At 64.9% G+C, this 21712-nt stretch carries 16 protein-coding genes; 7 read left to right on the top strand and 9 right to left on the bottom strand.

The window, feature by feature from the left end:
• The first annotated feature begins 7 nt into the window (after window positions 1-7).
• Entirely contained in the window at window positions 8-1510 is a 1503-nt protein-coding gene (ppx, locus tag IVB48_RS38915) for an exopolyphosphatase (protein WP_247286375.1), read from the top strand.
• 59 nt (window positions 1511-1569) lie between these two features.
• On the opposite strand, the gene IVB48_RS38910 is transcribed toward ppx, so the two are convergent.
• The gene (locus IVB48_RS38910; RefSeq protein WP_247408454.1) at window positions 1570-2430 is read right to left on the bottom strand and encodes a TerC family protein; all 861 of its coding nucleotides are present in this window, start codon (window positions 2428-2430) and stop codon (window positions 1570-1572) included.
• A gap of 44 nt (window positions 2431-2474) precedes the next feature.
• Complete coding sequence (ndk, locus tag IVB48_RS38905) at window positions 2475-2897, bottom strand: nucleoside-diphosphate kinase (RefSeq protein WP_007591953.1); 423 nt, start codon at window positions 2895-2897, stop codon at window positions 2475-2477.
• 310 nt (window positions 2898-3207) lie between these two features.
• On the opposite strand from ndk, the gene IVB48_RS38900 reads away from it, so the two are divergent.
• The 3 genes from IVB48_RS38900 (at window position 3208) to IVB48_RS38890 (ending at window position 5779) form a co-directional block, all read left to right on the top strand.
• Window positions 3208-3459, top strand: a complete 252-nt coding sequence (locus tag IVB48_RS38900) for a sulfur globule protein precursor (RefSeq protein ID WP_247360624.1) — start codon at window positions 3208-3210, stop codon at window positions 3457-3459.
• 95 nt (window positions 3460-3554) lie between these two features.
• Complete coding sequence (locus tag IVB48_RS38895; RefSeq protein WP_247408838.1) at window positions 3555-3845, top strand: hypothetical protein; 291 nt, start codon at window positions 3555-3557, stop codon at window positions 3843-3845.
• A 71-nt stretch (window positions 3846-3916) separates the two neighbouring features.
• Window positions 3917-5779 (top strand): ABC-F family ATP-binding cassette domain-containing protein, encoded by a 1863-nt coding sequence (locus IVB48_RS38890; RefSeq protein WP_247408452.1) that lies wholly within the window; start codon window positions 3917-3919, stop codon window positions 5777-5779.
• A gap of 158 nt (window positions 5780-5937) precedes the next feature.
• Here IVB48_RS38890 and IVB48_RS38885 read toward each other — a convergent pair whose 3' ends face one another.
• The 7 genes from IVB48_RS38885 to IVB48_RS38855 all read right to left on the bottom strand — a co-directional run bounded on the left by IVB48_RS38885 (window position 5938) and on the right by IVB48_RS38855 (window position 16575).
• Window positions 5938-6903 (bottom strand): tripartite tricarboxylate transporter substrate-binding protein, encoded by a 966-nt coding sequence (locus tag IVB48_RS38885; protein WP_085352933.1) that lies wholly within the window; start codon window positions 6901-6903, stop codon window positions 5938-5940.
• A 167-nt stretch (window positions 6904-7070) separates the two neighbouring features.
• Window positions 7071-8525: an HlyD family type I secretion periplasmic adaptor subunit gene (locus tag IVB48_RS38880; RefSeq protein WP_247408449.1), complete on the bottom strand. Its 1455-nt coding sequence runs from the start codon at window positions 8523-8525 to the stop codon at window positions 7071-7073.
• The gene (locus IVB48_RS38875) at window positions 8512-10644 is read right to left on the bottom strand and encodes a type I secretion system permease/ATPase (RefSeq protein ID WP_247408447.1); all 2133 of its coding nucleotides are present in this window, start codon (window positions 10642-10644) and stop codon (window positions 8512-8514) included. Before IVB48_RS38875 ends, IVB48_RS38880 begins: the two co-directional genes overlap by 14 nt.
• A gap of 29 nt (window positions 10645-10673) precedes the next feature.
• Window positions 10674-13520: a calcium-binding protein gene (locus IVB48_RS38870; RefSeq protein WP_247408445.1), complete on the bottom strand. Its 2847-nt coding sequence runs from the start codon at window positions 13518-13520 to the stop codon at window positions 10674-10676.
• A 438-nt stretch (window positions 13521-13958) separates the two neighbouring features.
• Entirely contained in the window at window positions 13959-14450 is a 492-nt protein-coding gene (locus IVB48_RS38865; protein ID WP_018459090.1) for a hypothetical protein, read from the bottom strand.
• Window positions 14451-14616: 166 nt separating this feature from the next.
• Window positions 14617-15069 carry a DNA polymerase III subunit chi gene (locus IVB48_RS38860; protein ID WP_247408443.1) on the bottom strand — a complete coding sequence of 151 codons (453 nt, stop codon included), beginning with the start codon at window positions 15067-15069 and terminating at the stop codon, window positions 14617-14619.
• Between the two features lie 6 nt (window positions 15070-15075).
• A complete protein-coding gene (locus IVB48_RS38855) occupies window positions 15076-16575 on the bottom strand; it encodes a leucyl aminopeptidase (RefSeq protein ID WP_247408441.1) in 1500 nt (499 codons plus the stop codon).
• Between the two features lie 340 nt (window positions 16576-16915).
• On the opposite strand from IVB48_RS38855, the gene lptF reads away from it, so the two are divergent.
• From lptF to IVB48_RS38840, 3 genes are read left to right on the top strand one after another with little or no spacing between them, the layout of a single operon-like run.
• Complete coding sequence (gene lptF / locus IVB48_RS38850; protein ID WP_027569682.1) at window positions 16916-18085, top strand: LPS export ABC transporter permease LptF; 1170 nt, start codon at window positions 16916-16918, stop codon at window positions 18083-18085.
• Window positions 18082-19179, top strand: a complete 1098-nt coding sequence (gene lptG / locus IVB48_RS38845) for an LPS export ABC transporter permease LptG (protein WP_247408439.1) — start codon at window positions 18082-18084, stop codon at window positions 19177-19179. The genes lptF and lptG overlap by 4 nt, the downstream gene beginning before the upstream one ends.
• The gene (locus tag IVB48_RS38840) at window positions 19179-21668 is read left to right on the top strand and encodes an LPS-assembly protein LptD (protein ID WP_247408437.1); all 2490 of its coding nucleotides are present in this window, start codon (window positions 19179-19181) and stop codon (window positions 21666-21668) included. The genes lptG and IVB48_RS38840 overlap by 1 nt, the downstream gene beginning before the upstream one ends.
• The last annotated feature ends 44 nt before the right edge of the window (window positions 21669-21712 follow it).

The following is a 21712-nucleotide window of genomic DNA, read 5'->3' as shown; positions in this document are numbered from 1 at the left end:
CGTCGACGTGAAGCGGCCGCGCAAGCGCGGCTCGAGCGTCGCCGTCATCGACATCGGCTCCAACTCGGTCCGTCTCGTCGTCTACGAGGGACCGACGCGGAGCCTCATTCCGATCTTCAACGAGAAGACGCTGTGCGGGCTCGGCCGCGAGGTGCAGAGCACCGGCTTGCTTGCGCCCGACGCCGTCGACAAGGCGCTGACCTCGCTCAAGCGCTTCCGTGCGCTGTGCCGGGTGATGCAGGTCGGACGGGTGTTTGCGATTGCGACCGCCGCCTGCCGCGACGCCTCCAACGGCGCCGACTTCATCGCGAAAGCCGAGCGCATCTGCGCGGTGAAGATCGAGATCCTGTCGGGCCCGCGCGAGGCGCGGCTGTCGGCGCTCGGCGTGATCTCCGGCATTCACCATCCCGACGGCATCGTAGGCGACCTCGGCGGCGGCTCGCTCGAACTGATCGATGTGCGCAAAAACACCGTGCGCAGCGGCGTGACGCTGCCACTCGGCGGCCTCGCACTGCAGGACCTCGCGCATAAATCCCTGAAACGCGCCGACCGCATCGTGCGCGAAGCGCTCGACGGGGTGCCGCAGCTCAAGGCAGGGAGCGGCCGCAGCTTCTACGCCGTCGGCGGCACCTGGCGCGCGCTTGCGCGCATCCACATCATCCAGAGCGGCTATCCGCTCCAGGTGATGCACGGCTATTCGATTTCGGCGGCCGAGGCGCTCGATTTTTCGCGTCGTCTCCGCCGGCTTGCGGCCGCCGGCATGCTCGCCGACATCGAGATCGTCGCCGATGCCCGGCGCCCGCTCCTCACCTATGCGGCACTGGTGCTCGAGCACATCATCCGGGTGGCGAAGCCGAAGACCATCGTGTTCTCGACCTTCGGCGTGCGCGAGGGCCTGCTGCACGAGAAGCTGCCGGAGTCCGAACGCAACAAGGACGGGCTGATCTGCGCGGCCGAGGAGCTGAACCAGCTGCTGTCGCGTTCGGCCAAGCACGCGCGCGAGTTGATCGCCTGGACCGACCGCCTCGCCCGCGTGGTGAAGCTGCGCGAGACCGAGGAGGACCGCCGCCTGCGCCACGCCGCGTGCCTGCTGTCCGACATCGGCTGGCGCGTGCATCCCGACCATCGCGGCGAGCAGACGCTGAGCCTCGTCGTCAACGGCAATTTCGGCGCGATCACCCACACCGAGCGCGCCTTCGTCGGCCTGTCCGTGTTCTATCGCTATGCGGGGCTCAGCGAGGAGAACCAGCCGCCGGTCGCCATGCAGGAGCTTCTGACGCCGGCGCAGCTCGAACGCGCCCGCCTGCTGGGCGCGGCCTTCCGCGTCGCGCATCTGATCTCGGCGGCGCGTCCGGGCGTTTTGCCTGCGACGCATTTCCGCAGCGTGGGCCGTAAGCTGTTGCTGGTGTTCGAGCACCGCCTCGGCGATCTCGTCGCGGACCGCGTCGGCAGCCGCTTCCGCGCGCTCGCCCGGCTGATCAACCGCGCCGGCTCGATTGTCCGGCGCTAGCGCATGATCCGGAAAAGCGTGAAGCGTTTTTCCGGAAAGATCGTGCTCGAAAGATAAGCCTACTCCGCAGAGGCTTTGGCGTGGCGTTCGGAGGACTCCAGCGCGGCCGCGCTCATGCTGCGGCGGCGCCAGATGGAGCCGACGACCAGCACGACGACGACGCCGAGAGCTGCGCAGAGATATTCGCCGCCTCCGCCGCCATGGGCGAATTGCGGCGGGATACGCAAGGCGCCGAGCATGTTGTCGAGCGAGGCGCCGAACGGACCGTCGAACAGCGTGTGCAGCCTCGGCGCGATGCCGGGATCGGTCGCGATCACCTCGCCCGCGATCCAGCCGAGCAGCGCCGCGCCGGCCCACACCAGAACCGGGAGCTTTGCGAGCAGCGCCATGATCAGCGCCGCACCGGCGACGATCAAGGGCACGCTGATGGCAAGGCCGAGCACCAGCAGGGGCGCGCTGCCATTGGCGGCCGCGGCCACCGCAATGACATTGTCCAGGCTCATGACGATGTCGGCGACGACGACGATCTGCACGGCCTGCCACAGATGCGAAGCCGACTCGACGCCGTCCTCGTCCTCCTGTTCCGGCACCAGCAGCTTTGCCGCAATCACGATCAGCGCAAGACCGCCGACCAGCTTGAGGTACGGCAGCTCCATCAGGCTCGCGACGATGCCCGTGAAGATGATCCGCAGCAGCACCGCCGCGCCTGCACCGAGGATCATGCCCCACAGCCGATGCCGCGGCTTGAGGCCGCGGCAGGCGAGCGCGATCACCAGCGCATTGTCGCCGGACAAGAGAATGTTGATCCAGATGATCTTGCCGACCGCGACCCAGAAGGTCGGTTCGGCCATCTCAACGCGGAACTGGGTGAAGAATGGCCCGATCGTAGCGGGATCGAAGATCTGCCAGAGCCAGTTCACACTACGTCCTTTCGCCGCGTCTCGTTACCTTATCGGCCGACGGATCAGCCGACGATCTCGTTGCCCGAGAAGAACTGCGCGATCTCGATCGCAGCGGTTTCCGGCGCATCCGAACCGTGCGCGGAGTTCTCGCCGATCGACTTTGCATAGAGCTTGCGGATGGTGCCGTCAGCCGCCTTGGACGGATCGGTCGCCCCCATCACGTCGCGATACTTGGAGACGGCACCCTCGCCTTCCAGCACCTGGACCACCACGGGGCCCGAGGTCATGAAGTCCACGAGCTCACCGAAGAAGGGGCGCGCCTTGTGGACCGCATAGAAGGTCTCGGCCTGTTCCTTGGTCATGCGGATGCGCTTCTGCGCGACGATGCGCAGGCCCGCCTTCTCGATCACGGCGTTAACCGCACCGGTAAGGTTACGCGCGGTGGCGTCAGGCTTGATGATCGAGAAGGTGCGTTCGATGGCCATGATCTTGTCCTTGAAGAGAAAACGGTGGTTCGGAGTTGCCGGGCTTATATCGGCGCGTTCGCGATACGGCAAGCGACCGCCAAAACCGACTCGCGGGCGCTTCGCCGCAGGCCAAGCGCCCGAATTCCAACATGGATTACGACGATTTCACCCAAATGAACCCAATCTGAAGGCCTCGTCAGGGTTTGGTTCAGCCTCGCTCGGATAACCTCAGGTCCATCGAAACCAAAGCCTCTGCCCCAGGCGGACCGTTTCGGCGGCCTTTCCATCGACGCGATAGCCCCGCGCCGGCAGTTTTGAGGAGATCACCATGTTGAGGAAACTTTCGCTCGCCGCGGTCGCCGTGGTCGCGCTTGGTGCCGCGCTGGCGCCGACCTCCGCGTCCGCTCATTGGCATGGCGGCTGGGGTCATGGCGGCGGCGGTGGCTGGCATCACGGCTGGGGCGGACCGCGGTTCTATGCCGGCGGCCCCGTCTCTTACGGCTATGGCGGCTGCTATGTGCGCCGGCTGGTCCCGACCCCCTGGGGACCCCGCTGGCGGATGATCAACCGCTGCTACTGAGCCCGACAGCACCTTTGCTACCTGAGCCCCAAGGTACCTTCCAAGCGAAACCCCGGCGTCCCCCAGCGCCGGGGTTTTGTATTCGGAGGGGGCCATTGCGCGGCTTCACACAATTTTTGCTAGAATGCCGCGCAATCGCCGCGAGTGGCGAAACCATTTGGGGGCTAAGGACTTGGTACCGTGTCGCTTCTTTGAGAACACGGAACCCTGCGATGGTTAGCCTTTTCGCCGATGACAGCGAGCAAATCGACCGGCGCACCAGCCGCTCGATTCGCGATGCGGTGGGCGAACGGCTCCAGCAGAGTCTGCGCCCCGAAGCCAAGCTCCCGACGCACCTCGAGCAACTCCTCAATGAGCTGAAGCAGCGCGACCGCGATTCGCACTGAGTTGACGAGCACTGGCCCGTGGACACGGAAAAACGGGTTGCGTTTGATCGCGGGTGCGGTGACAAGGCCGCATGCTTGCCATCACCGACCTCTCCATCCGCCTCGCCGGACGCCTTCTGATTGACCAGAGTTCCGTGCAGATCACGCCCGGATCCCGCGTCGGCATGGTCGGTCGTAACGGCACCGGCAAGTCGACCCTGTTCAAGGTGATCCGCGGCGAGCTCGCCGCCGAGCACGGCACGGTGACCCTGCCGCCCCGCTGGCGCGTCGGCAGCCTCGCGCAGGAAGCGCCGAACGGCCCCGAGAGCCTGATTTCGGTCGTGCTCAAAGCCGACCTCGAACGCGACGCGCTGCTCGCCGAGGCCGAGAGCGCGACCGACCCGCACCGGATCGCCGAGATCCAGACCCGGCTGGTCGACATCGACGCGCATTCGGCACCGAGCCGTGCCGCCGCCATCCTTTCCGGCCTCGGCTTCTCCGCCACCGACCAGCTCCGCCCCTGCGCCGAATTCTCCGGCGGCTGGCGCATGCGCGTTGCGCTCGCCGCAACGTTGTTCGCGGCTCCCGACCTGTTGCTGCTCGACGAGCCCACCAACTATCTCGACCTCGAAGGCACGCTGTGGCTGGAGGATCATCTCGCACATTATCCGCGCACCGTGATCGTGATCAGCCATGACCGCGACCTGCTGGAAAGCTCGGTCGACCAGATCCTGCATCTGGAACGCGGTAAGCTCACGCTTTACAAAGGCACCTACTCCTCCTTCGAGGAGCAGCGCGCCATGCGCGAGATGCTGGATGCCAAAGCGGTCAAGCGCCAGGAAGCCGAACGCGCGCGCCTGCAGGCCTTCGTCGACCGCTTCAAGGCCAAGGCCTCGAAAGCCCGCCAGGCGCAGTCCCGTGTGAAAATGCTGGAGCGGCTGAAGCCGATCACCGCGCTTGTCACCCAGGACGTACGCGAGATCAGCTTTCCCGCGCCGGAGAAAATCCTGTCGCCGCCGATCATCGCCGCCGACAACGTCGTGGTCGGCTACGATCCGAACACGCCCGTGCTGAACCGCGTCACCTTGCGCGTCGACAATGACGACCGCATCGCGCTGCTCGGCTCCAACGGCAACGGCAAGTCGACCCTGGTGAAACTGCTCGCCGGCCGCCTCGCGCCGTTTTCGGGCAAAGTGACCCGCGCCGACAAGCTCTCGATCGCCTATTTCGCCCAGCACCAGCTCGACGAGTTGAACGAGGATGCCTCGACCTACGACCACGTCCGCAAGCTGATGGGCGAGGCGCCCGAAGCCAAAGTACGCGCCCGCGCCGGCGCGATCGGCTTTTCCGGCAAAGCGGCCGACACCAAAGTCGGAAAATTGTCGGGCGGCGAGAAGGCGCGGCTCCTGCTGGGGCTTGCGACCTTCTTCGGCCCCAACATGATCATCCTGGACGAGCCGACCAACCATCTCGACATCGACAGCCGCGCCGCGCTCGCGGAAGCCATCAACGAATTCCCCGGCGCCGTCATCATGGTTTCGCATGACCGCTATCTGATCGAGTCCTGCGCTGATCAACTCTGGATCGTCGCCGACCGCACCGTGACCAATTACGACGGTGACCTCGACGAATATCGCCGCCTGGTGCTGTCCGCGCGCAATGGCGAGCCCGCCCTGCGCGAGCGCAGCGCCGCGAGCGAGAAGCCGCAGCGTCCGAGATCGGACAATCGCGGCTCGCTGAAGAAACGTATCGCGGAAGCCGAAACCGAGATCGCCCGCGTCAGCGAGATCATCAGCAAGATCGACACTGCGCTCGCCCTGCCCGACATCTTCACCCGCGATCCCAAGCAGGCCGCGCAACTGTCGAAAGCGCGCGCCAATGCGGCCGATGCGCTGGCGCGCGCCGAGGAGCAGTGGCTCGAGGCGAGCACGCAGTTCGACGAGGCGGCGGGTTGAAGCCTCCACGACCGGGCCGACATCAAAATCGCAAAAACAACCCCATGCACAGTACCGGTATTTTGCTACCCGGTGATTAGCTTTTGAATAGACTGGTCTTACCGTGGTGACTTAGCCCGCTCACGCAGCGATGTCGGCACGAATTGAGCAGAAACGGCTCAGTCCGCGAATTGGCCGGCTGCCTTGATCATCGGAGCCCAGCGGTCGACTTCACTCGCGAGCATCGCGGCTAGCGCTTCCGGCGTCGCCTTCTCCTGCGGGACCGGCTCCGTGTTGATGTCGTTGAACCGGGCGATCAGCGTGGAATCCCTAAGGGCGGACTGGAGCGCCGCGGTCAGCTTCTGAACGACCGCCGGCGGTGTGCCCTTGGGGGCATAGATGCCGTGCCAGACACCAAGTTCGAAGCCTTTGAGGCCGGCCTCGTCGGCCGTCGGCAGATCGGGCAGGCTCTTCAGCCGCTCCTTGGTGGTGATCGCATAGGCCTTGACCTGCTTCGACATGATCGGGCCGGTCGTGTTCGTGGCCTGGTCGCAGGTGAGATCGATCTGCCTGCCGAGAAGATCGTTCATGATGGGGCCGTTGCCCTTGTAGGGCACCGCGGTCAGCTGCTTCTGGATCGCCGTCATGAACAGCATGCCGCAGAGATGCGACGCCGCGCCGAGTCCGGCATTGGCATAGGTCAATTTGTCGCCCTGCTGTTGGGCGTAGGCGACCAATTCCTTCAGCGTGTCGGCCGGAAAATCCGGACGCGCGATGATGGTCATCGGCGCATTGGTCACAAGCCCGATCGGCGCAAAGGCCGTCTTCGTGTCATAGCTGAGGTTGCGGTACAGTGTGGCGGCGGTCGAGAGGCCGACATGATGGATCAGCAGCGTGTATCCGTCGGGCTGGGCTCGCGAGGCGCGGGTCGTGGCGATGGTGCCACCAGCGCCGGGCGCGTTCTCGACGACGACCTGTTGGCCAAGCGATTTCGCCATGCCTGCCGCGGTCAGGCGAGCAATGGTGTCCGTAGGTCCGCCGGCGGCGAACGGCACCAACATGGTGACGGGCCTGATCGGATAGTCCTGGGCGAGCGCCGCGCCAAACGGCAGAACCAGAGCCGATACGAGGGCAATGAGCCGCATGCTTTCCTCCAAATTTTTTGCTTGCTCCTATGTACGCATTCCGGGCTGCGCGGCCACACCAAAATGACTTCATCGCGAGTGGCGCGCCCGCGGCATGGTGTAGCTGCCGAAGGCCTGATCGGCCCCCTCAGCACGCCTCGCGAAGCTTCGTCGGCAACAGGCGGGAACTAGCGCTCCCGCATGATCTCGTGCCGGTAGCGCTGCAGGGGCGACAGGAGATAGCTCAGGATGCTGCGCGAGCCGGTCCTGATCTCGACGGTCACCGCCATCCCCGGGGATAGATTGACGAGGCGGTCGTCCACCTGCATCTGGCTGCGATCCAGCGAGATGCGGGCGCTGTAGCTCAACTCCTGCCCGCTGGGCTCGCTGCTGTCGCGTTGCGTCCCAAGCGCACGGTCGCTCCCGCGCTCCTGCGGCCGGTCGCGGATGATGGCGTCCTGCGAGACGCTCACGACCCGGCCTGCGAGAAGCCCGTAGCGGGTAAAATTGAAAGTATCGATCTTGATGGCAGCGCCCTGCCCGGCCTCGACAAATCCGATATCGCGGTTGGAGATCATCGCCTCGATCTCGAGCCGCGTATCGGTCGGCACGATCACCAGCAGCGACTGCGCGGGCGTGACCACGCCGCCCACAGTGTGGACCGCGAGCTGCTGCACGACGCCGTCGACCGGCGACGTCAGTTGCTGAAGCCTCGTCCTCTGCTGCGCCTTGATCAGATCGCGTGCGACGCCATTGGCTTTCTGTTCGCTCTTGGCAAGCTCGTCGGAGAGACTTTTCCTGTACTCCGCCAAGGCCTGGATGCGGGTCTCCCGGATCGCGGCGACGGCCGCCTCGGCCTCCTTCAAGCGGCTGCTCTGGACGCGAAGCTCCTCCTGCTGCTCGATCTGAAGCTGGAGGGTCTCATAGTAGGTGAGCTTCGAGCCGATCTCCTTCTCCATCAGCGTCTTGCGAATCTCGACACGCTGCTGGGTGACCGGCAGCAACGCATCAAGCTTGTGAATCGTCGCCGCAATCGTCTGATGTTCGGCCTCCTTCTGCGCTTCCTGACGCGCCAGCGCCGCGAGCTTGGCCCTGTTCTCGCTGACCTGATTGGCGAGGAGCTGCCGTTGCGTCGCGACCAGCATGGGATCGGCGTCCTCTGGTACGACGAGATCGGCGGACACCTCTTCGCCGCCTGCCAATGCGGCGCGCAGGCGCGCAACGTTGAGCCGCTCGGCCATGAGATCGTCGTGCAGACGATCGCGCTCTGCGGCGTTCACGGTCGGATCGAGCTCGATCAGCAGGTCGCCCGATTTGACCGATTGACCGTCCTGCACGTGAATGGCGCGCACCACGCCGGTCTCGAACGGCTGGACCACCTTGCTTCGCCCGCTCGACACGACCTTGCCGGTCGCGGAGGCCACGATGTCGATCGTGCCCCAGGCCGACCAGGCCAGCGCTACGCAGACAAGCAGCATCAGGACCAGGGCGATGGCGCGGCCGATCGGCGACGGCGGTGTTTCCGTGATTTCCAGCGCCGCCGGCAGGAAGGCGACTTCCTCGGCGCGCCGGCACTTTCCATTCCGGAACGGGATCACGGTCTGCTCCGGACGAGCGGCCGGCACAGTGCTAGCCGACCTCATAAATGCCTCCCTGGAGACGATGCAGGGCGGCGTAGCGGCCGCCGGTCTTGATCAGCGCATCATGCGTGCCGTCCTCGACCAGACGGCCGCGTTCCAGGGTGAAGATGCGATCGGCGCCGCGGACGGTGGACAAACGGTGCGCGATGATCAGGACGGTGCGGCCTTTCGCGATCTCCTTCATGTTGTCATGGATGATCCGCTCGCTTTCATAGTCGAGCGCGCTGGTGGCTTCGTCGAAGATCAGGATCCGGGGATTGCCCACCAGTGCGCGGGCAATGGCGATGCGCTGGCGCTGCCCGCCCGAGAGCGTCGAGCCGCGCTCGCCGACCATCGTATCGTAGCCCTCGGGGAGCTCCAGAATGAAATCATGCGCGCCCGCCAGCTTCGCCGCGTCGATAATGCGATCCATCGGCAGGCTCGGATCGGCCAGCGCGATGTTGTCGCGCACCGACCGGTTGAACAGCATGTTGTCCTGGAGCACGATTCCGATCTGTCGACGGAGCCCGGCCGGGTCGGTCGTCATCAGATCCATTCCATCGACCAGCACGCGGCCGCCCTGCGGAACGTAGAGCCGCTGCACCAGCTTGGCGAAGGTGCTTTTGCCCGAGCCGGACGATCCGACGATGCCGACGGTCTGTCCGGCAGGAATGTCGAATGAGACATCGTGCAGGATCTCCGGCCCATCGGGCCGGTAGCGGAAAGAGACGTGCTCGAACCGGATGTTGCCCCGGATCGGCGGCAGCCCCGCGCGGGCGGCGGAGTACGCCGGCTCCGCCGCGCTGTTGAGGATGTCGCCGAGCCGCGCGATCGACAGTCGCGCCTGATGAAAATCCTGCCAGACCTGCGCGAGCCGCAGCACCGGGGCCGACACCCGCCCCGCGAAGATGTTGAAGGCCACGAGCTCGCCGACCGTCAATGCGTCACCGATCACCAGCCTGGCTCCGACATAGAGAATGGCGGCAGTGACGACCTTACTGACGAGCTGCACCAGCTGGCTTGCCGTGTTGCCGAGGCTGGTGACACCGAAGCTCGCCGAGACATACCCGGCGAGCTGCTCTTCCCAGCGACGCTGCATCTGCGGCTCGACCGCCATCGCCTTCAGCGTTTCGATGCCGCTGACGCTCTCGACCAGGAAGGCCTGGTTCTCGGCGCCACGGCGGAATTTCTCGTCCAGCCTGCGGCGAAACAGCGGCGTCGCCACGGCCGAGATCGCGATGTAGAACGGGAACGATGCGAGCACGATGAAGCTCATCTGCGCCGAATAGGCGAACATCACAGCCAGGAACACCGAGGTGAAGACCAGGTCGATGAGAAGCGTCAGCGACGAGCTGGTGATGAAATTGCGGATGTTCTCGAGCTCTCGGACCCGCGCCACGGAATCGCCGACGCGCCTGGCCTGAAACCACGCCATCGGCAGCGCCAGCAGATGGTGGAACAGGCGGGCCCCGAGCTCGACGTCGATGCGGTTGGTCGTGTGCGCAAACAGGTAATTGCGCAGGATCCCGAGCACGGTGTCGAACAGGGAGACGACGACGAGGCCGATGACGAGGACGTCGAGCGTGGACAGCGAGCGGTGCACCAGAACCTTGTCGATTACGACCTGGAAGAACAGCGGCGAGACCAGCGCAAAAAGCTGGAGGAAGAACGAAGCCGCCAGCACCTCGCCCAGCAGCCGCCGGTATTTGCCGATCGCGCCAATGAACCAGGTAATATCGAACTGCCGGCCGAGGTCGGACAGGCCGGCGCGCCGGACCATCAGGATCAAGCCGCCGTCCCAGATCGCGCACAGCTCGTCGCGATCCATCAGCACCGGGCGCTGCGCCTCCGGGGACTGCACCAGCACCTTGTCGGCGGAGGCCTTTGCGATGACCATGAAGCCGCCGTCCCGCAGCATTGCGATCGCAGGCAGCGGGGTGTCCGACAGACGGCTCCACTGCGTTCGGTAGGTTCGCGCTTTAAGCCCGAGAGACCTGGCGCAGCGGACGATATCCGCTGCGCCGAAACTTGCCGCTCCGAGCCGGTGCCTGAGCTGCTCGCGATCGGCCGCAACGCCTTGCAGATGCAGCAGCGTCAGCAAGGCATCGAGCCCCGTATCGGCGGAGACCGCGTTGGTCGTCATGAGCGTTCTCCAGGCCGCAGCCGCCAGCTTCAGGCGTGCTGGGGCGGTGCGAGCACCTGGCTCTGCGCCGCGTGCGGATCGGGCAGCGGCATCTCGCCATTGCCCTCACCTGCCGGGACGAAGCTCGCCGCCATAGCCTGGTTGAGCAGCATCGCGGCCGCGAACGCTCCGCCCTGGATGACGACGTTGTTGCCGGTGCCGCCGTCCAGGATGTCGAGGCCGCCCCCGCCGATCAGCACGTCATCACCGGCACCACCCGCCAGCGTGTCGTTGCCGGGGCTGCCGATCAGCACGTCGTCGCCGTTGCCGCCATTGGCAACGAGCTGGATGCCGCCGTGCAAGCCGGAAGCCGTGATGACATCGTCGCCATCGAGGCCGTTAATGACGATCCTGTCGCCGGCGCCGGCATCGGTGATGTTGATGTCCTGGCCAAGCCCCGACACCGTGATGATGCCGTCGTGCTCGGTCACCGTGATGACGTCGTTGCCGCCGGTTGCGTTGATGGTCACGGTATCCGCGGCGCCGTCATTGGCGCCGAGATCGAGGTCGACCTGGCTGACGCCGGTGCCGGAGAGGTCGCCGACGGTAATGTTGTCGGCACCGCCGAGAGCATTGAAGTCGACATGCTCGACCCCGTTCAGGTCCATCGCAATGGCGGCGACATCTCGCGTGAACAGCACGCGGCCGCCATTGGCCGAAATGTTGATGTTCTCGCTGATATTGGCGCCGTTGAATGCCAGCGTGTCGGTGCCCTTGCCGCCTTCGACGGTATCGCTGCCGTCGCCGGGATTCCAGACGAAGGTGTCGTCGCCCGCACCGAGATTGGCGAAATCGTTGCCGCGTCCGCCGTTCACAATGTCATTGCCGGCACTGCCGGTGATGGTGTCGTTGCCGTCACCGCCGTTGATGTTGAGGCTGAACGACTGTCCCGCCTTGATGGAAGACGCATTGATGACGTCATTGCCTTGTCCGCCGTTGATGCCGAGCACATCACCGGCGTCCGCGTGTGCAATCGTCACCTGCGCAGCGAGGCCGTTGACCACGATCGATCCGCCGGAGGTCACAACCGATATGTTGTCGTCACCGGTCGTGCCGTTCGCGGTCACGCGGTCCGCCGCTCCATCGCCGCTCTGGCTGCCGGGGCCGGCACTGAGGTCGATGGCAACCTGCGTGATTCCTGTCCCGGTCAGATCGTTGACGGTGATGTTGTCGGCGCCGCCTGCTGCCGCGATCTGCACGTGCTCGACGCCAGCGAGGTCCATGACGATAGCACCGACGTCACGGGTGAGTAGCGCACGGCTTCCGTTCGCCGAGATCGACATGGTCTCGGCCACATTGGCGCCGTTGAACAACAGCGTATCGGTTCCCGTGCCGCCTTCGACAGTGTCGCTGCCGTCACCGGGATTCCACGTGAAGAGGTCGTCGCCTGCGCCGAGAAGCGCGACGTCATTGCCGCGGCCGCCGATGACCTTGTCGTTGCCGTCGCCGCCGATCAGGGTGTCCGCGCCCTGGCTGCCGGTGATGGTGTCGTTGCCCGCCCCGCCGTCGATGGTCAGCCCGATCGCCGAGCCGAGCGTGGATGCATCGATCACGTCGTTACCGCCGAGCGCCTGCACGACCAGCCGGTCGTTGCTGGTCTCTGCGTTTGCGATTGTCACGACCTCTGGCAGCCCCGTGACCGTGACCGTTGTGCCTGTGGCTGTGACCTCGATGTGCTGATTGCCGTTGCTGCCGTTGACGGTCACCGTATCAGCTGCGCCGTCGCCTTGCGTCCCTCCCGGAACGGCTCCGAGATCAACCAGCACCTGCTTGACGCCGGTCCCGGTGAGATCGCCGACCGTGATATTATCGGCGCCGCCGCGCGCATCGAATTCGATCTGCTCGACGCTGTTGAGATTCATCGTGATGTTGGCGACGTCGCGGGTGAAGCGCACCCGGCCGCCATTGGCCGAGATGTTGATGGTCTCGTTGATGTTGGCGCCATTGAAAAGCAGCTTGTCGCTGCCCGAGCCGCCCTCGACCGTGTCGCTGCCGTCACCGGGATTCCAGATGAAAGTGTCGTCGCCACTCCCGAGCTGGGCGACGTCGTTGCCGCGTCCGCCATTGACGATATCGTCGCCGCTGCCGCCGATGATGAGGTCGTTGCCGTCACCGCCGATGATCCTGTCGTTGCCAGCGCCGCCATCGAGCGTCAGCGAGATCAGGCTGCCGAGCCCGTTGCCCGCGGTGATGGCATCGTCGCCGCCGCCACCGTGCAGGACGAGATTTTCCGTCGTGCCGATATCGAGCGAGAACGGCGCCGCGCCCGCCCCGTCGAGTCGCACGCGGGTGCCGTTCGCCGTGATCGTGAACGTCTCGGCGCCGTTGCTTCCGTTGACCTGAGCCGTATCGTTGCCCTCACCACCCTCGAACAGGTTGGTGCCGCCGCCGGGATTCCAGATCATGACGTCGTCGCCGGCCTCGCCGAACAGCTGGTTGTCGCCGCTGCCGCCGTCCAGCACGTCGTTACCCGCTCCGCCGAACAGCAGATCGTTGCCGCCGCCGCCCTTGATCAAATCGTTGCCGGCCTGACCAAACAGAAGATCGGCTCCCGAGCCGCCCGTGATCTTGTCATTGCCGTCGCCGCCGAAGACGTGCACCGCCGGCATCGGTCCGTGGCATTCGTCGACGGTGATCGTGTCGTCACCGCCCTGACCGAAGATGTCGATCGCGGTGGTGTTGTCGACCGTGGGTTCGCCACCAACTGTTTTCACGTGCCCGTTATTGACCAGGATGCGGCCGGACTTGTCGCGACTTATCACGAGGCCGTTATTCGCGCTGTCGCCGAAAATGGTGAGTTGCCCCGTAACCGGGGAAAACACAGAGGTAATGGACATCCAAATGATCCTTCCGACCTAGCCCCTCCCTTCGACGCGTAGCATTCGCGCACATGACATTCTTGAACCGTTGCTTGAGACGCGCGTGATTATTCTGGAGATTTCCTCCAGTTTTCCTTCGGGGCAGTTTCCGACAGCGGATGCGAAGGCTCGCTCATCACGAACCGCCTGATCACGGATCACGCGTAACGCCCCCGTGATTTTCAACGCGCGCGGAAGAACGCAGCTCGAGGCAATGAAGGCACTTTGGGCGAAGGTCGGCATCCGCGATGTCGAAACTCGCGAACAAGATCGCCGGCGAGCGCGAACGGGAGAGATCACGACTCACGCCTCTGCCATCGCAATAGGGATGCAAAGCCGCTTGACGAAGGGGACGAGCGTGCGCGGCTGATCGCATCGACAGCCGCAACCAGCTTCAGGGCAAAAGGCCGACCCGTGTTACGCCGACTTCTTCTTCGGCTTCGGCTTGGTCGCCTTCGGCATGACCGGCGCCTCCGGCGTGCCCTCGATCGAGGACAGGCGGCCGGCCGTGAAGGTGTAGATGCCGGCACGCGGACCGGTCGTCCAGGTCACGACCGCAACGCGCCTGCCGGCGGCATCACCGGAGAGATTGACGCTCGAGGGCGCGCCGATGCCGCGCACCACGTCGCATTCGGTGTGGCCGAGCGCGACGGTGCCGCCCATCGGAGCCGGCGCGGTCGTCGACGCATTCGCATCGGCCGGCCCGGGCGGCGGCGCCATGCCGGCACAAGCCCCGTCGGCGCTGACCAGATCCTCGGCCCCAACCGGCTTGTCGGGGGTCAGCGGCGGCGACTCAATCGAGATGCTTTTGATGAACAGGCGGCTGGGCGTGTTGAACCACTGGGCATCCCTGGACAACAGATCGGTCCCGCCCGAACAGCCCGCGACCAGCGGGGCTACGGCCGCCAACGCAATTACGAGCGAGCTGGGAAGCTTTTGATGTCGCACGATAAACTAAATTCCCCGAGTGAAGGATCGGCCCTAAGCAATTGTAGCAACATCACTTTGCGGCACGAAGGTGACAAAAGCCATCATCACCCGAAAAGTGCAAATTATCATTAATTGCGAGCGACCGCTAATTCCGCTTCTGCCACCGGCCCCGCTCGTCAGCCTGCCAATAGGTGACATCAAATCCCCGCGCCTTGCAATCCGTCCAAGCGCTGCGGGCGAACGCAAGCGCGTCCGGATCGTCGCCATCGAACAGCAGCACCATGCGCTCATAGCCCTGCGCGTCCTGCGGCAGCGCGGCGTTGTCGACGAGGAAGCGGACATTGGCACCGTTCGGATTGTCCTCCTCGACCGCCAGCACGATCGGCTGATCGGCGACGTCGCTGACCCGCCATGTCGCGTGCGGCAGGAAGGAACCGTCGCGATAGGTCCACAAATGGGCGTCGAGCGTATCGGCGCGCTCCGGCGACGTCGACTGCACCACGACGCGCCAGCCGCGCTCGAGCGATTTCTCGAGAAGCGGCGGCAACACGTTCTCCACCGTCATGTTTTGCAAATGGTAGAACAGGACTTCAGTCATCTCGGGTCATTTGCGCTCGTAGTGGTCGGCGACCAGACGGTCGAGCAAGCGAACGCCATAGCCGCTTCCCCAGCTGTGGTTGATGTCGGTCTTCGGCGCCCCCATGGCGGTCCCGGCGATGTCGAGATGCGCCCAGGGCGTGCCGTCCACGAAGCGCTGGAGGAACTGCGCCGCGGTGATCGAGCCGCCATGGCGTCCGCCGGTGTTCTTCATGTCCGCGAACTGGGAGTCGATCAGCTTGTCGTATTCGGGGCCAAGCGGCAGGCGCCAGACCTTCTCGCCGCTCTCGATGCCGGCCGCCAGCAGCCGCTCGGCAAGCTCGTCATTGTTGGAGAACATGCCGGCATGCTCGGTGCCGAGCGCGACCACGATGGCGCCGGTCAATGTCGCCAGATCCACCATGAATTTCGGCTTGGTTTTCTTGGCGACGTACCAGAGCACGTCGGCAAGCACCAGGCGGCCTTCCGCGTCGGTGTTGATGATCTCGATGGTCTGGCCCGACATCGAGGTGACGATGTCGCCCGGGCGCTGCGCGTTGCCGTCCGGCATGTTCTCGACGAGGCCAATGGCGCCGACGACGTTGACCTTGGCCTTGCGTGCCGCGAGCGCATGCATCAGGCCGACGACGCAGGCAGCGCCGCCCATGTCGCCCTTCATGTCCTCCATGCTGCCGGCCGGCTTGATCGAAATGCCGCCGGTGTCGAAGCAGACGCCCTTGCCGACGAAGGCAACCGGCGCCTCACCCTTCTTGCCGCCGTCCCAACGCATGATCACGGTGCGGCTCGGCCGCGCCGAGCCCTGGCCGACGCCGAGCAGCGCGCCCATGCCGAGCTTGTCCATCGCCTTGACGTCGAGCACCTCGATCCTGACGCCGAGTTTTCGGAGCAGGCCCGCGCGGCGCGCAAACTCCTCGGGAAAAAGCACGTTCGGCGGCTCGTTGACCAGGTCGCGCGCAATGACCACGCCGTCCACGATCGCAGCGGCCGATGCAAACGCCCTCTTCGCGGCGACGACATCGCCGACCGCAAACGAGACGTCGGCGCGCGTGCCGCCCTCCTCGCCGTCCTTCTTCTTGGTCTTGTAGCGGTCGAACTTGTAGGTGCGCAGCCGCAGCCCCGAGACGATCGCGACCGCCTGCTCGCTCGTCATGGCGCCATTGGGCAGTTCCGCCATGACGGTCATGGCCGCCGCCCCGGCCGGAAGCTTGCTCGCCGCCACGCCGCCGAATTTGAGGAAGTCGTTGGCCTTCAGGCCGGCCGCCTTGCCGGCGCCGATCACGATCAGGCGGGTGGCCTTCACGCCCTCGGGTGCAAGGATGTCGAGCGCAGCACCGCTTTTGCCCTTGAAGGCGGCGGCCGCCGCCGCCCGCTTCACGAGTTCGGTGGCGCCGCCGAGCGCCTTGGCGGTCGCCGGGCCGAGCTTCAGAGCGTCGTCGCAGAACACGACCATAATGCCACGGACGGCGGCAGACAATGGAACGAAGCCGACCTTGATGGCATCGGACATGAGTAACTCCTCAAAAACATTGCGTTTTTTACCGATCGGCGGTCCCGGCCACGGGCCGGAGCTGAACGGCGATTCACTGCGCGTGCCACACTATGGGCCACCGGCCCGGCAGATGCCAAGCACCCCCCGTGGCCGAGGGGCCACAACGAGGGAAATATTAACCATATATTGAGGGTGCCACGGGGCAGCCATTTTGTTGACGGATCAAAGGGATGGTACTGAGAGAGTAAGCCGGCGGATGAGATGGTTGGCCGACCTTGGGGATCCCCTTGCGGGGATTGGTTGGACAGCCGGAATTCCGGCCGGCATTGGGAACTTGGTGGGATTCGTGCGGTAGCGCATGGGGTCAATCGATAGGTATATCTTCCGCACGACGCTCGCGTCGTTTGCGCTGGTCCTGGTCAGCCTCACGGGCGTGATCTGGATTACGCAAGCGTTGCGCGGCATCGACCTGATGACGAGCCAGGGTCAGACCATCCTGACCTTCCTCGGTATCACCAGCCTCGTCGTGCCCGCGCTGGTCCTGATCATCTCGCCGATCGCGCTGATGATCGCGATCTCGCATACGCTGAACAAGCTCGCGACCGATTCCGAGATCATCGTGATGAATGCCGCCGGCTTCTCGCCGTTCCGGCTGTTCTATCCGTTCTTCTACGCCACCTGCGTGGTGGCGCTGCTGGTCGCCTTCATCGCGGCCTATCTCGCTCCCGACGGCATGCGGCGGATCAAGCAGTGGGACGCCGAGATCACCGCCGACGTGCTCACCAACATCCTGCAGCCCGGCCGTTTCGCCCAGCTCGACAAGAACCTGACGATCCGGATTCGCGAACGCCAGCCCGGCGGCATCCTCGCCGGCATCTTCATCGACGACCGCCGCGATCCGAACGAGCGGGTCTCGATCGTCGCCGAGCACGGCGAAGTCGTGAAGAACGACAACGGATCGTTCCTGGTGCTGGAGACCGGCAATCTCCAGCGCTTCGAGGCCGGCAAGCGCGATCCCGCGCTGGTGGCGTTCGGCCGCTACGGCTTCGACATGTCGAAGTTTTCGGGCCAGGGCCGCGACGTCACCCTCGGCATCCGCGAGCGCTATCTCTGGGAGCTGCTCTCGCCGTCCGAGGACGACCCTGTCTACAAGCAGATTCCTGGCCAGTTCCGCTCGGCCCTGCATGACAGCCTGCTGGCGCCGATCTATCCGTTCGCCTTTGCCGTGCTGACCTTCGCGTTTCTGGGTGCGCCTCGCACCACGCGCCAGAGCCGCAATTTCTCGATCGGCTCATCCATCCTCGCCGTGTTCGGCCTGCGCATGGCCGGCTTCGCCTGCTCGGTGATGGCGGTGAAATCGCCGGGCGCGGTGCTGGTCCAATATGCGATGGTCATCGGTGCCATCGGCCTCGGGCTGGCGATCATCATCGGCGGCCTCGTGGTCGAGCCGCCGCCGCGCCTCATGGAGGCCATCAACAGGTCGAACGCGCGCATCGCGCGGCTGTTCCGACGCCCGGCCACCGCATGAGCATGCTCACCAACACACTCGGGCGCTATTTCGCCGGCCGTTTCGTGGTCGCGGCGCTCGGCGTGTTCGCCAGCATTTTCCTGTTGCTGGTGCTGGTCGATTATATCGAGATGGTGCGCAAGACCTCGGGGCTCGCATCCGCCTCCGCAGTCATGGTGGCCGAGACCTCGCTGTTCCGCGTGCCGCAGCTGTTGGAGAAGCTGACGCCGTTCTGCATGCTGATCGGTGCCATGACCTGCTATCTCGCCCTCTCCCGCCGGCTCGAGCTCGTGGTCGCGCGCGCCGCCGGCGTCTCCGCATGGCAATTCATCTCGCCGGCGCTCGGCAGCGCGCTGCTGATCGGCGTGATCGCCACCGTCGCCTACAATCCGATGTCGGCAAATCTGCGCGAGCTCTCCAAGCGCATGGAAGCCGAGCTGTTCGGCTCGGCACCCGGCGGCGGCATTCAGGACGCCTCCGGCTTCTGGCTCAATCAGGTCACCAATGACGGCCAGACCATCATCAACGCAGCGCGCAGCGAGCAGCAGGGCGTCCGGCTCACTGGGCTCACCCTGTTCCGGTTTGACACAGAGCAGCACTTCAAGGAGCGGGTCGAGGCGCGCGAGGCGACGCTCGAGGCCGGCCGTTGGCTGTTCAAGGGCGTCCGCCGCTTCTCGCTGGATTCGCCGCCGGTCGATCAGGCCAGTCTGGAGATGCCGACGACGCTGACCGAGGCGCAGGTCCGCAACAGCTTTTCCACACCCGAGACTGTGTCCTTTTGGCAACTACCGAGCTACATCCGCTCGTCCGAAAGCTCGGGCTTCGCGACAGCCGGATACCGACTCCAGTATCAGAAGCTTCTGGCACAGCCGTTTTTGCTTGCGGCCATGGTGATGCTCGCGGCTTCCGTGTCGTTGCGCTTCTTCCGGATGGGCGGCGTGCAGAAGATGGTTTTGAGTGGCGTGGGCGCAGGCTTTCTGCTCTACGTTCTGTCGAAAGTGACTGAAGATTTGAGCAAGGCTGAGTTGATGCATCCGATCGCTGCGGCGTGGTTGCCCGTGGTGGTGGGCGGCCTCACCGGCTTTTTGGCCTTGCTGTATCAGGAGGACGGATAGTGACGGCCGTCCACCGCGGGCCCGTGTCTCGTTTGACGCGGCGCACATTGGTGCGCGCGAACGGGTGTGGCTTGTCCATTCGCAGGTTCCTGCTTGCTGTCGCCGCCGTGGCATCGCTCGGTGGCGTGGTGGACGTTGCCGCCGTAACGCCGGCCTCCGCCCAGAGCTTCACCTACAATCCGCTGCCGCCGCGTGCGAAGCCGCCGAAGGCCGTCAACGACAACCAGATGCTGGTTCAGGCGACCGAGGTCGACTACGACTACAACAATTCGCGCGTCTCCGCGGTCGGTAACGTCCAGCTGTTCTACAACGGCACCAGCGTCGAGGCCGACAAGGTCATCTACGACCAGAAGACCAAGCGGCTCCATGCCGAAGGCAACATCCGCATGACGGATGCCGACGGCAAGATCACCTATGCGGAGATCCTGGACCTGTCCGACGACTACCGTGACGGTTTCGTCGATTCGCTGCGCGTCGATACGGCCGACCAGACCCGCATGGCGGCGAGCCGCTCCGATCGCTCCAGCGGCAACTACACGGTGTTCGAGAACGGCGTCTACACGGCCTGCGCGCCGTGCAAGGACGATCCGAAGAAGCCGCCGCTATGGCAGGTCAAGGGTGCGCGCATCATCCACGACCAGCAGGAGAAGATGCTGTATTTCGAGACGGCGCAGCTCGAATTCTTCGGCGTGCCCATCGCCTATATGCCCTATTTCTCGACGCCCGACCCGACCGTGAAGCGCAAGACCGGCTTCCTGATGCCGGGCTTCACGTCGAATACGCCGTTCGGCTACGGCGTCGAGGTTCCGTTCTACTGGGCGATCGCGCCCGACATGGACGCGACCTTCAGCCCGCGCATCACGTCCAAGCAGGGCGTGCTGTTCCAGGCCGAATTCCGCCAGCGCCTGATGGACGGCGCCTATCAGATCCGCGTCTACGGCATCGACCAGCTCGATCGGAGCGCGCTCGCCGGCCAGCCCGGCGACAAGCAATTCCGCGGCGCCGTCGACACCAAGGGTCAGTTCGCGCTGAACGACAAATGGGTCTGGGGTTGGGACGGCGTCCTGATGTCCGACTATTATTTCTTCTCGGACTATCGGTTGTCGCAATATCGCGATCCGCTCGGCTCGTTCCTGTATCTGCCGACGGATGCGCTCTCGCAGCTTTACCTGACCGGTGTCGGCAATCGCAGCTTCTTCGACGCGCGCACGATGTACTGGCTGAGCTACTCGGGCAACCAGAGCCAGGTGCCGGTCGTCTACCCCGTGATCGACTATTCGAACGTGCTGAACTATCCGGTCTTCGGCGGCGAGTTCAGCTACAAGACCAATTTCGTGAACCTGTCGCGTGACACTGCGGTGTTCGATCCGATCACGACGCTCGCCAACACCAACAGCCTGTGCACGACGGCATCGGCCGATCCGCTCGCGCGCACGCCGTCGCAATGCCTGATGCGCGGCTTCCCGGGCACCTACACCCGCCTGACGGCCGAAGCGCAATGGCGCAAATCCTTCACCGATCCGTTCGGTGAAATCTGGACGCCGTTCGCCATTCTCCGCGCCGATGCGATCAACTCCTCGGTCTCCAACCAGCCGGGCGTGTCGAACTATCTTCCTGTTGGCGACACCCAGGCGTTCCGCCTGATGCCGACCGTGGGCCTCGAATACCGCTATCCCTTCATCAACGTTCAGCCCTGGGGCTCGACCACCATCGAGCCGATCGCGCAGATCATCATTCGGCCGAACGAGACCTATGCCGGCAAGCTCCCGAACGAGGACGCGCAGAGCATGGTGTTCGACGCCTCGAACCTGTTCAGCGTCGACAAGTTCTCCGGTTACGACCGTGTCGAGGGCGGCGGCCGCGCCAATGTCGGCGTGCAGTCCACCACGCAGTTCGACAGGGGCGGCGCCATCAAGACGCTGTTCGGCCAGTCCTACCAGCTGTTCGGCATGAACTCCTTCGCGGTCCAGGACTCCATCAACACCGGCGTGGATTCCGGCCTGCAAAGGCCGCGCTCCGACTATGTGGCGAGCGCCGCCTATTCGCCCAACAGCACCTATACGTTCAGCGTTCGCTCGCGCATGGACGAGCAGACCTGGAACGTCCAGCGCTTCGAGGCGGAAGGCCGCGCCAACTTCAACCGCTGGTCCGTCAGCATGCTGTACGGCAATTACGCGGCGCAGCCGGAACTCGGCTATCTGACCCGCCGCGAGGGCATCCTGACGTCGGGCTCGATCAAGGTCGCGGCCAACTGGGTGGTCACGGGCTCGGCGCGCTGGGACCTGGAGGCCAACAAGATCAACCAGTATGTGCTCGGTGCCGGCTACGTCGACGATTGTTTTGTGCTCGGCTTGAACTATGTAACAGCGTATAGCTATTCCGCAGGCGCGACGCCGCCCGTGCTGAACCACGCGATCATGTTCCAGATCGGCCTGCGCACGCTGGCGAACACAGCGACGACCAGCAGTTCCGGCAGCGGTCTCCAGTGATTGGTTTGAAGGTGCCGGCCGCGTGTTCCCGATCGCAGGTTCAC

The sequence above is a fragment of the Bradyrhizobium sp. 76 genome (assembly GCF_023073025.1).
In the GTDB taxonomy this organism is placed as follows: Bacteria; Pseudomonadota; Alphaproteobacteria; order Rhizobiales; family Xanthobacteraceae; genus Bradyrhizobium.
Note: the sequence above shows the minus strand (reverse complement) of the source record. Positions and strands in the feature narration are given on the sequence as shown.

What these genes read in the sequence shown, in the direction of transcription:
- ndk (WP_007591953.1), bottom strand. Translation starts at nt 2,897, where the DNA reads ATGGCCATCGAACGCACCTTCTCGATCATCAAGCCTGACGCCACCGCG.
- IVB48_RS38900 (WP_247360624.1), top strand. Translation starts at nt 3,208, where the DNA reads ATGTTGAGGAAACTTTCGCTCGCCGCGGTCGCCGTGGTCGCGCTTGGT.
- IVB48_RS38890 (WP_247408452.1), top strand. Translation starts at nt 3,917, where the DNA reads ATGCTTGCCATCACCGACCTCTCCATCCGCCTCGCCGGACGCCTTCTG.
- IVB48_RS38885 (WP_085352933.1), bottom strand. Translation starts at nt 6,903, where the DNA reads ATGCGGCTCATTGCCCTCGTATCGGCTCTGGTTCTGCCGTTTGGCGCG.
- IVB48_RS38880 (WP_247408449.1), bottom strand. Translation starts at nt 8,525, where the DNA reads ATGAGGTCGGCTAGCACTGTGCCGGCCGCTCGTCCGGAGCAGACCGTG.
- IVB48_RS38875 (WP_247408447.1), bottom strand. Translation starts at nt 10,644, where the DNA reads ATGACGACCAACGCGGTCTCCGCCGATACGGGGCTCGATGCCTTGCTG.
- IVB48_RS38870 (WP_247408445.1), bottom strand. Translation starts at nt 13,520, where the DNA reads ATGTCCATTACCTCTGTGTTTTCCCCGGTTACGGGGCAACTCACCATT.
- IVB48_RS38860 (WP_247408443.1), bottom strand. Translation starts at nt 15,069, where the DNA reads ATGACTGAAGTCCTGTTCTACCATTTGCAAAACATGACGGTGGAGAAC.
- IVB48_RS38855 (WP_247408441.1), bottom strand. Translation starts at nt 16,575, where the DNA reads ATGTCCGATGCCATCAAGGTCGGCTTCGTTCCATTGTCTGCCGCCGTC.
- lptF (WP_027569682.1), top strand. Translation starts at nt 16,916, where the DNA reads ATGGGGTCAATCGATAGGTATATCTTCCGCACGACGCTCGCGTCGTTT.
- lptG (WP_247408439.1), top strand. Translation starts at nt 18,082, where the DNA reads ATGAGCATGCTCACCAACACACTCGGGCGCTATTTCGCCGGCCGTTTC.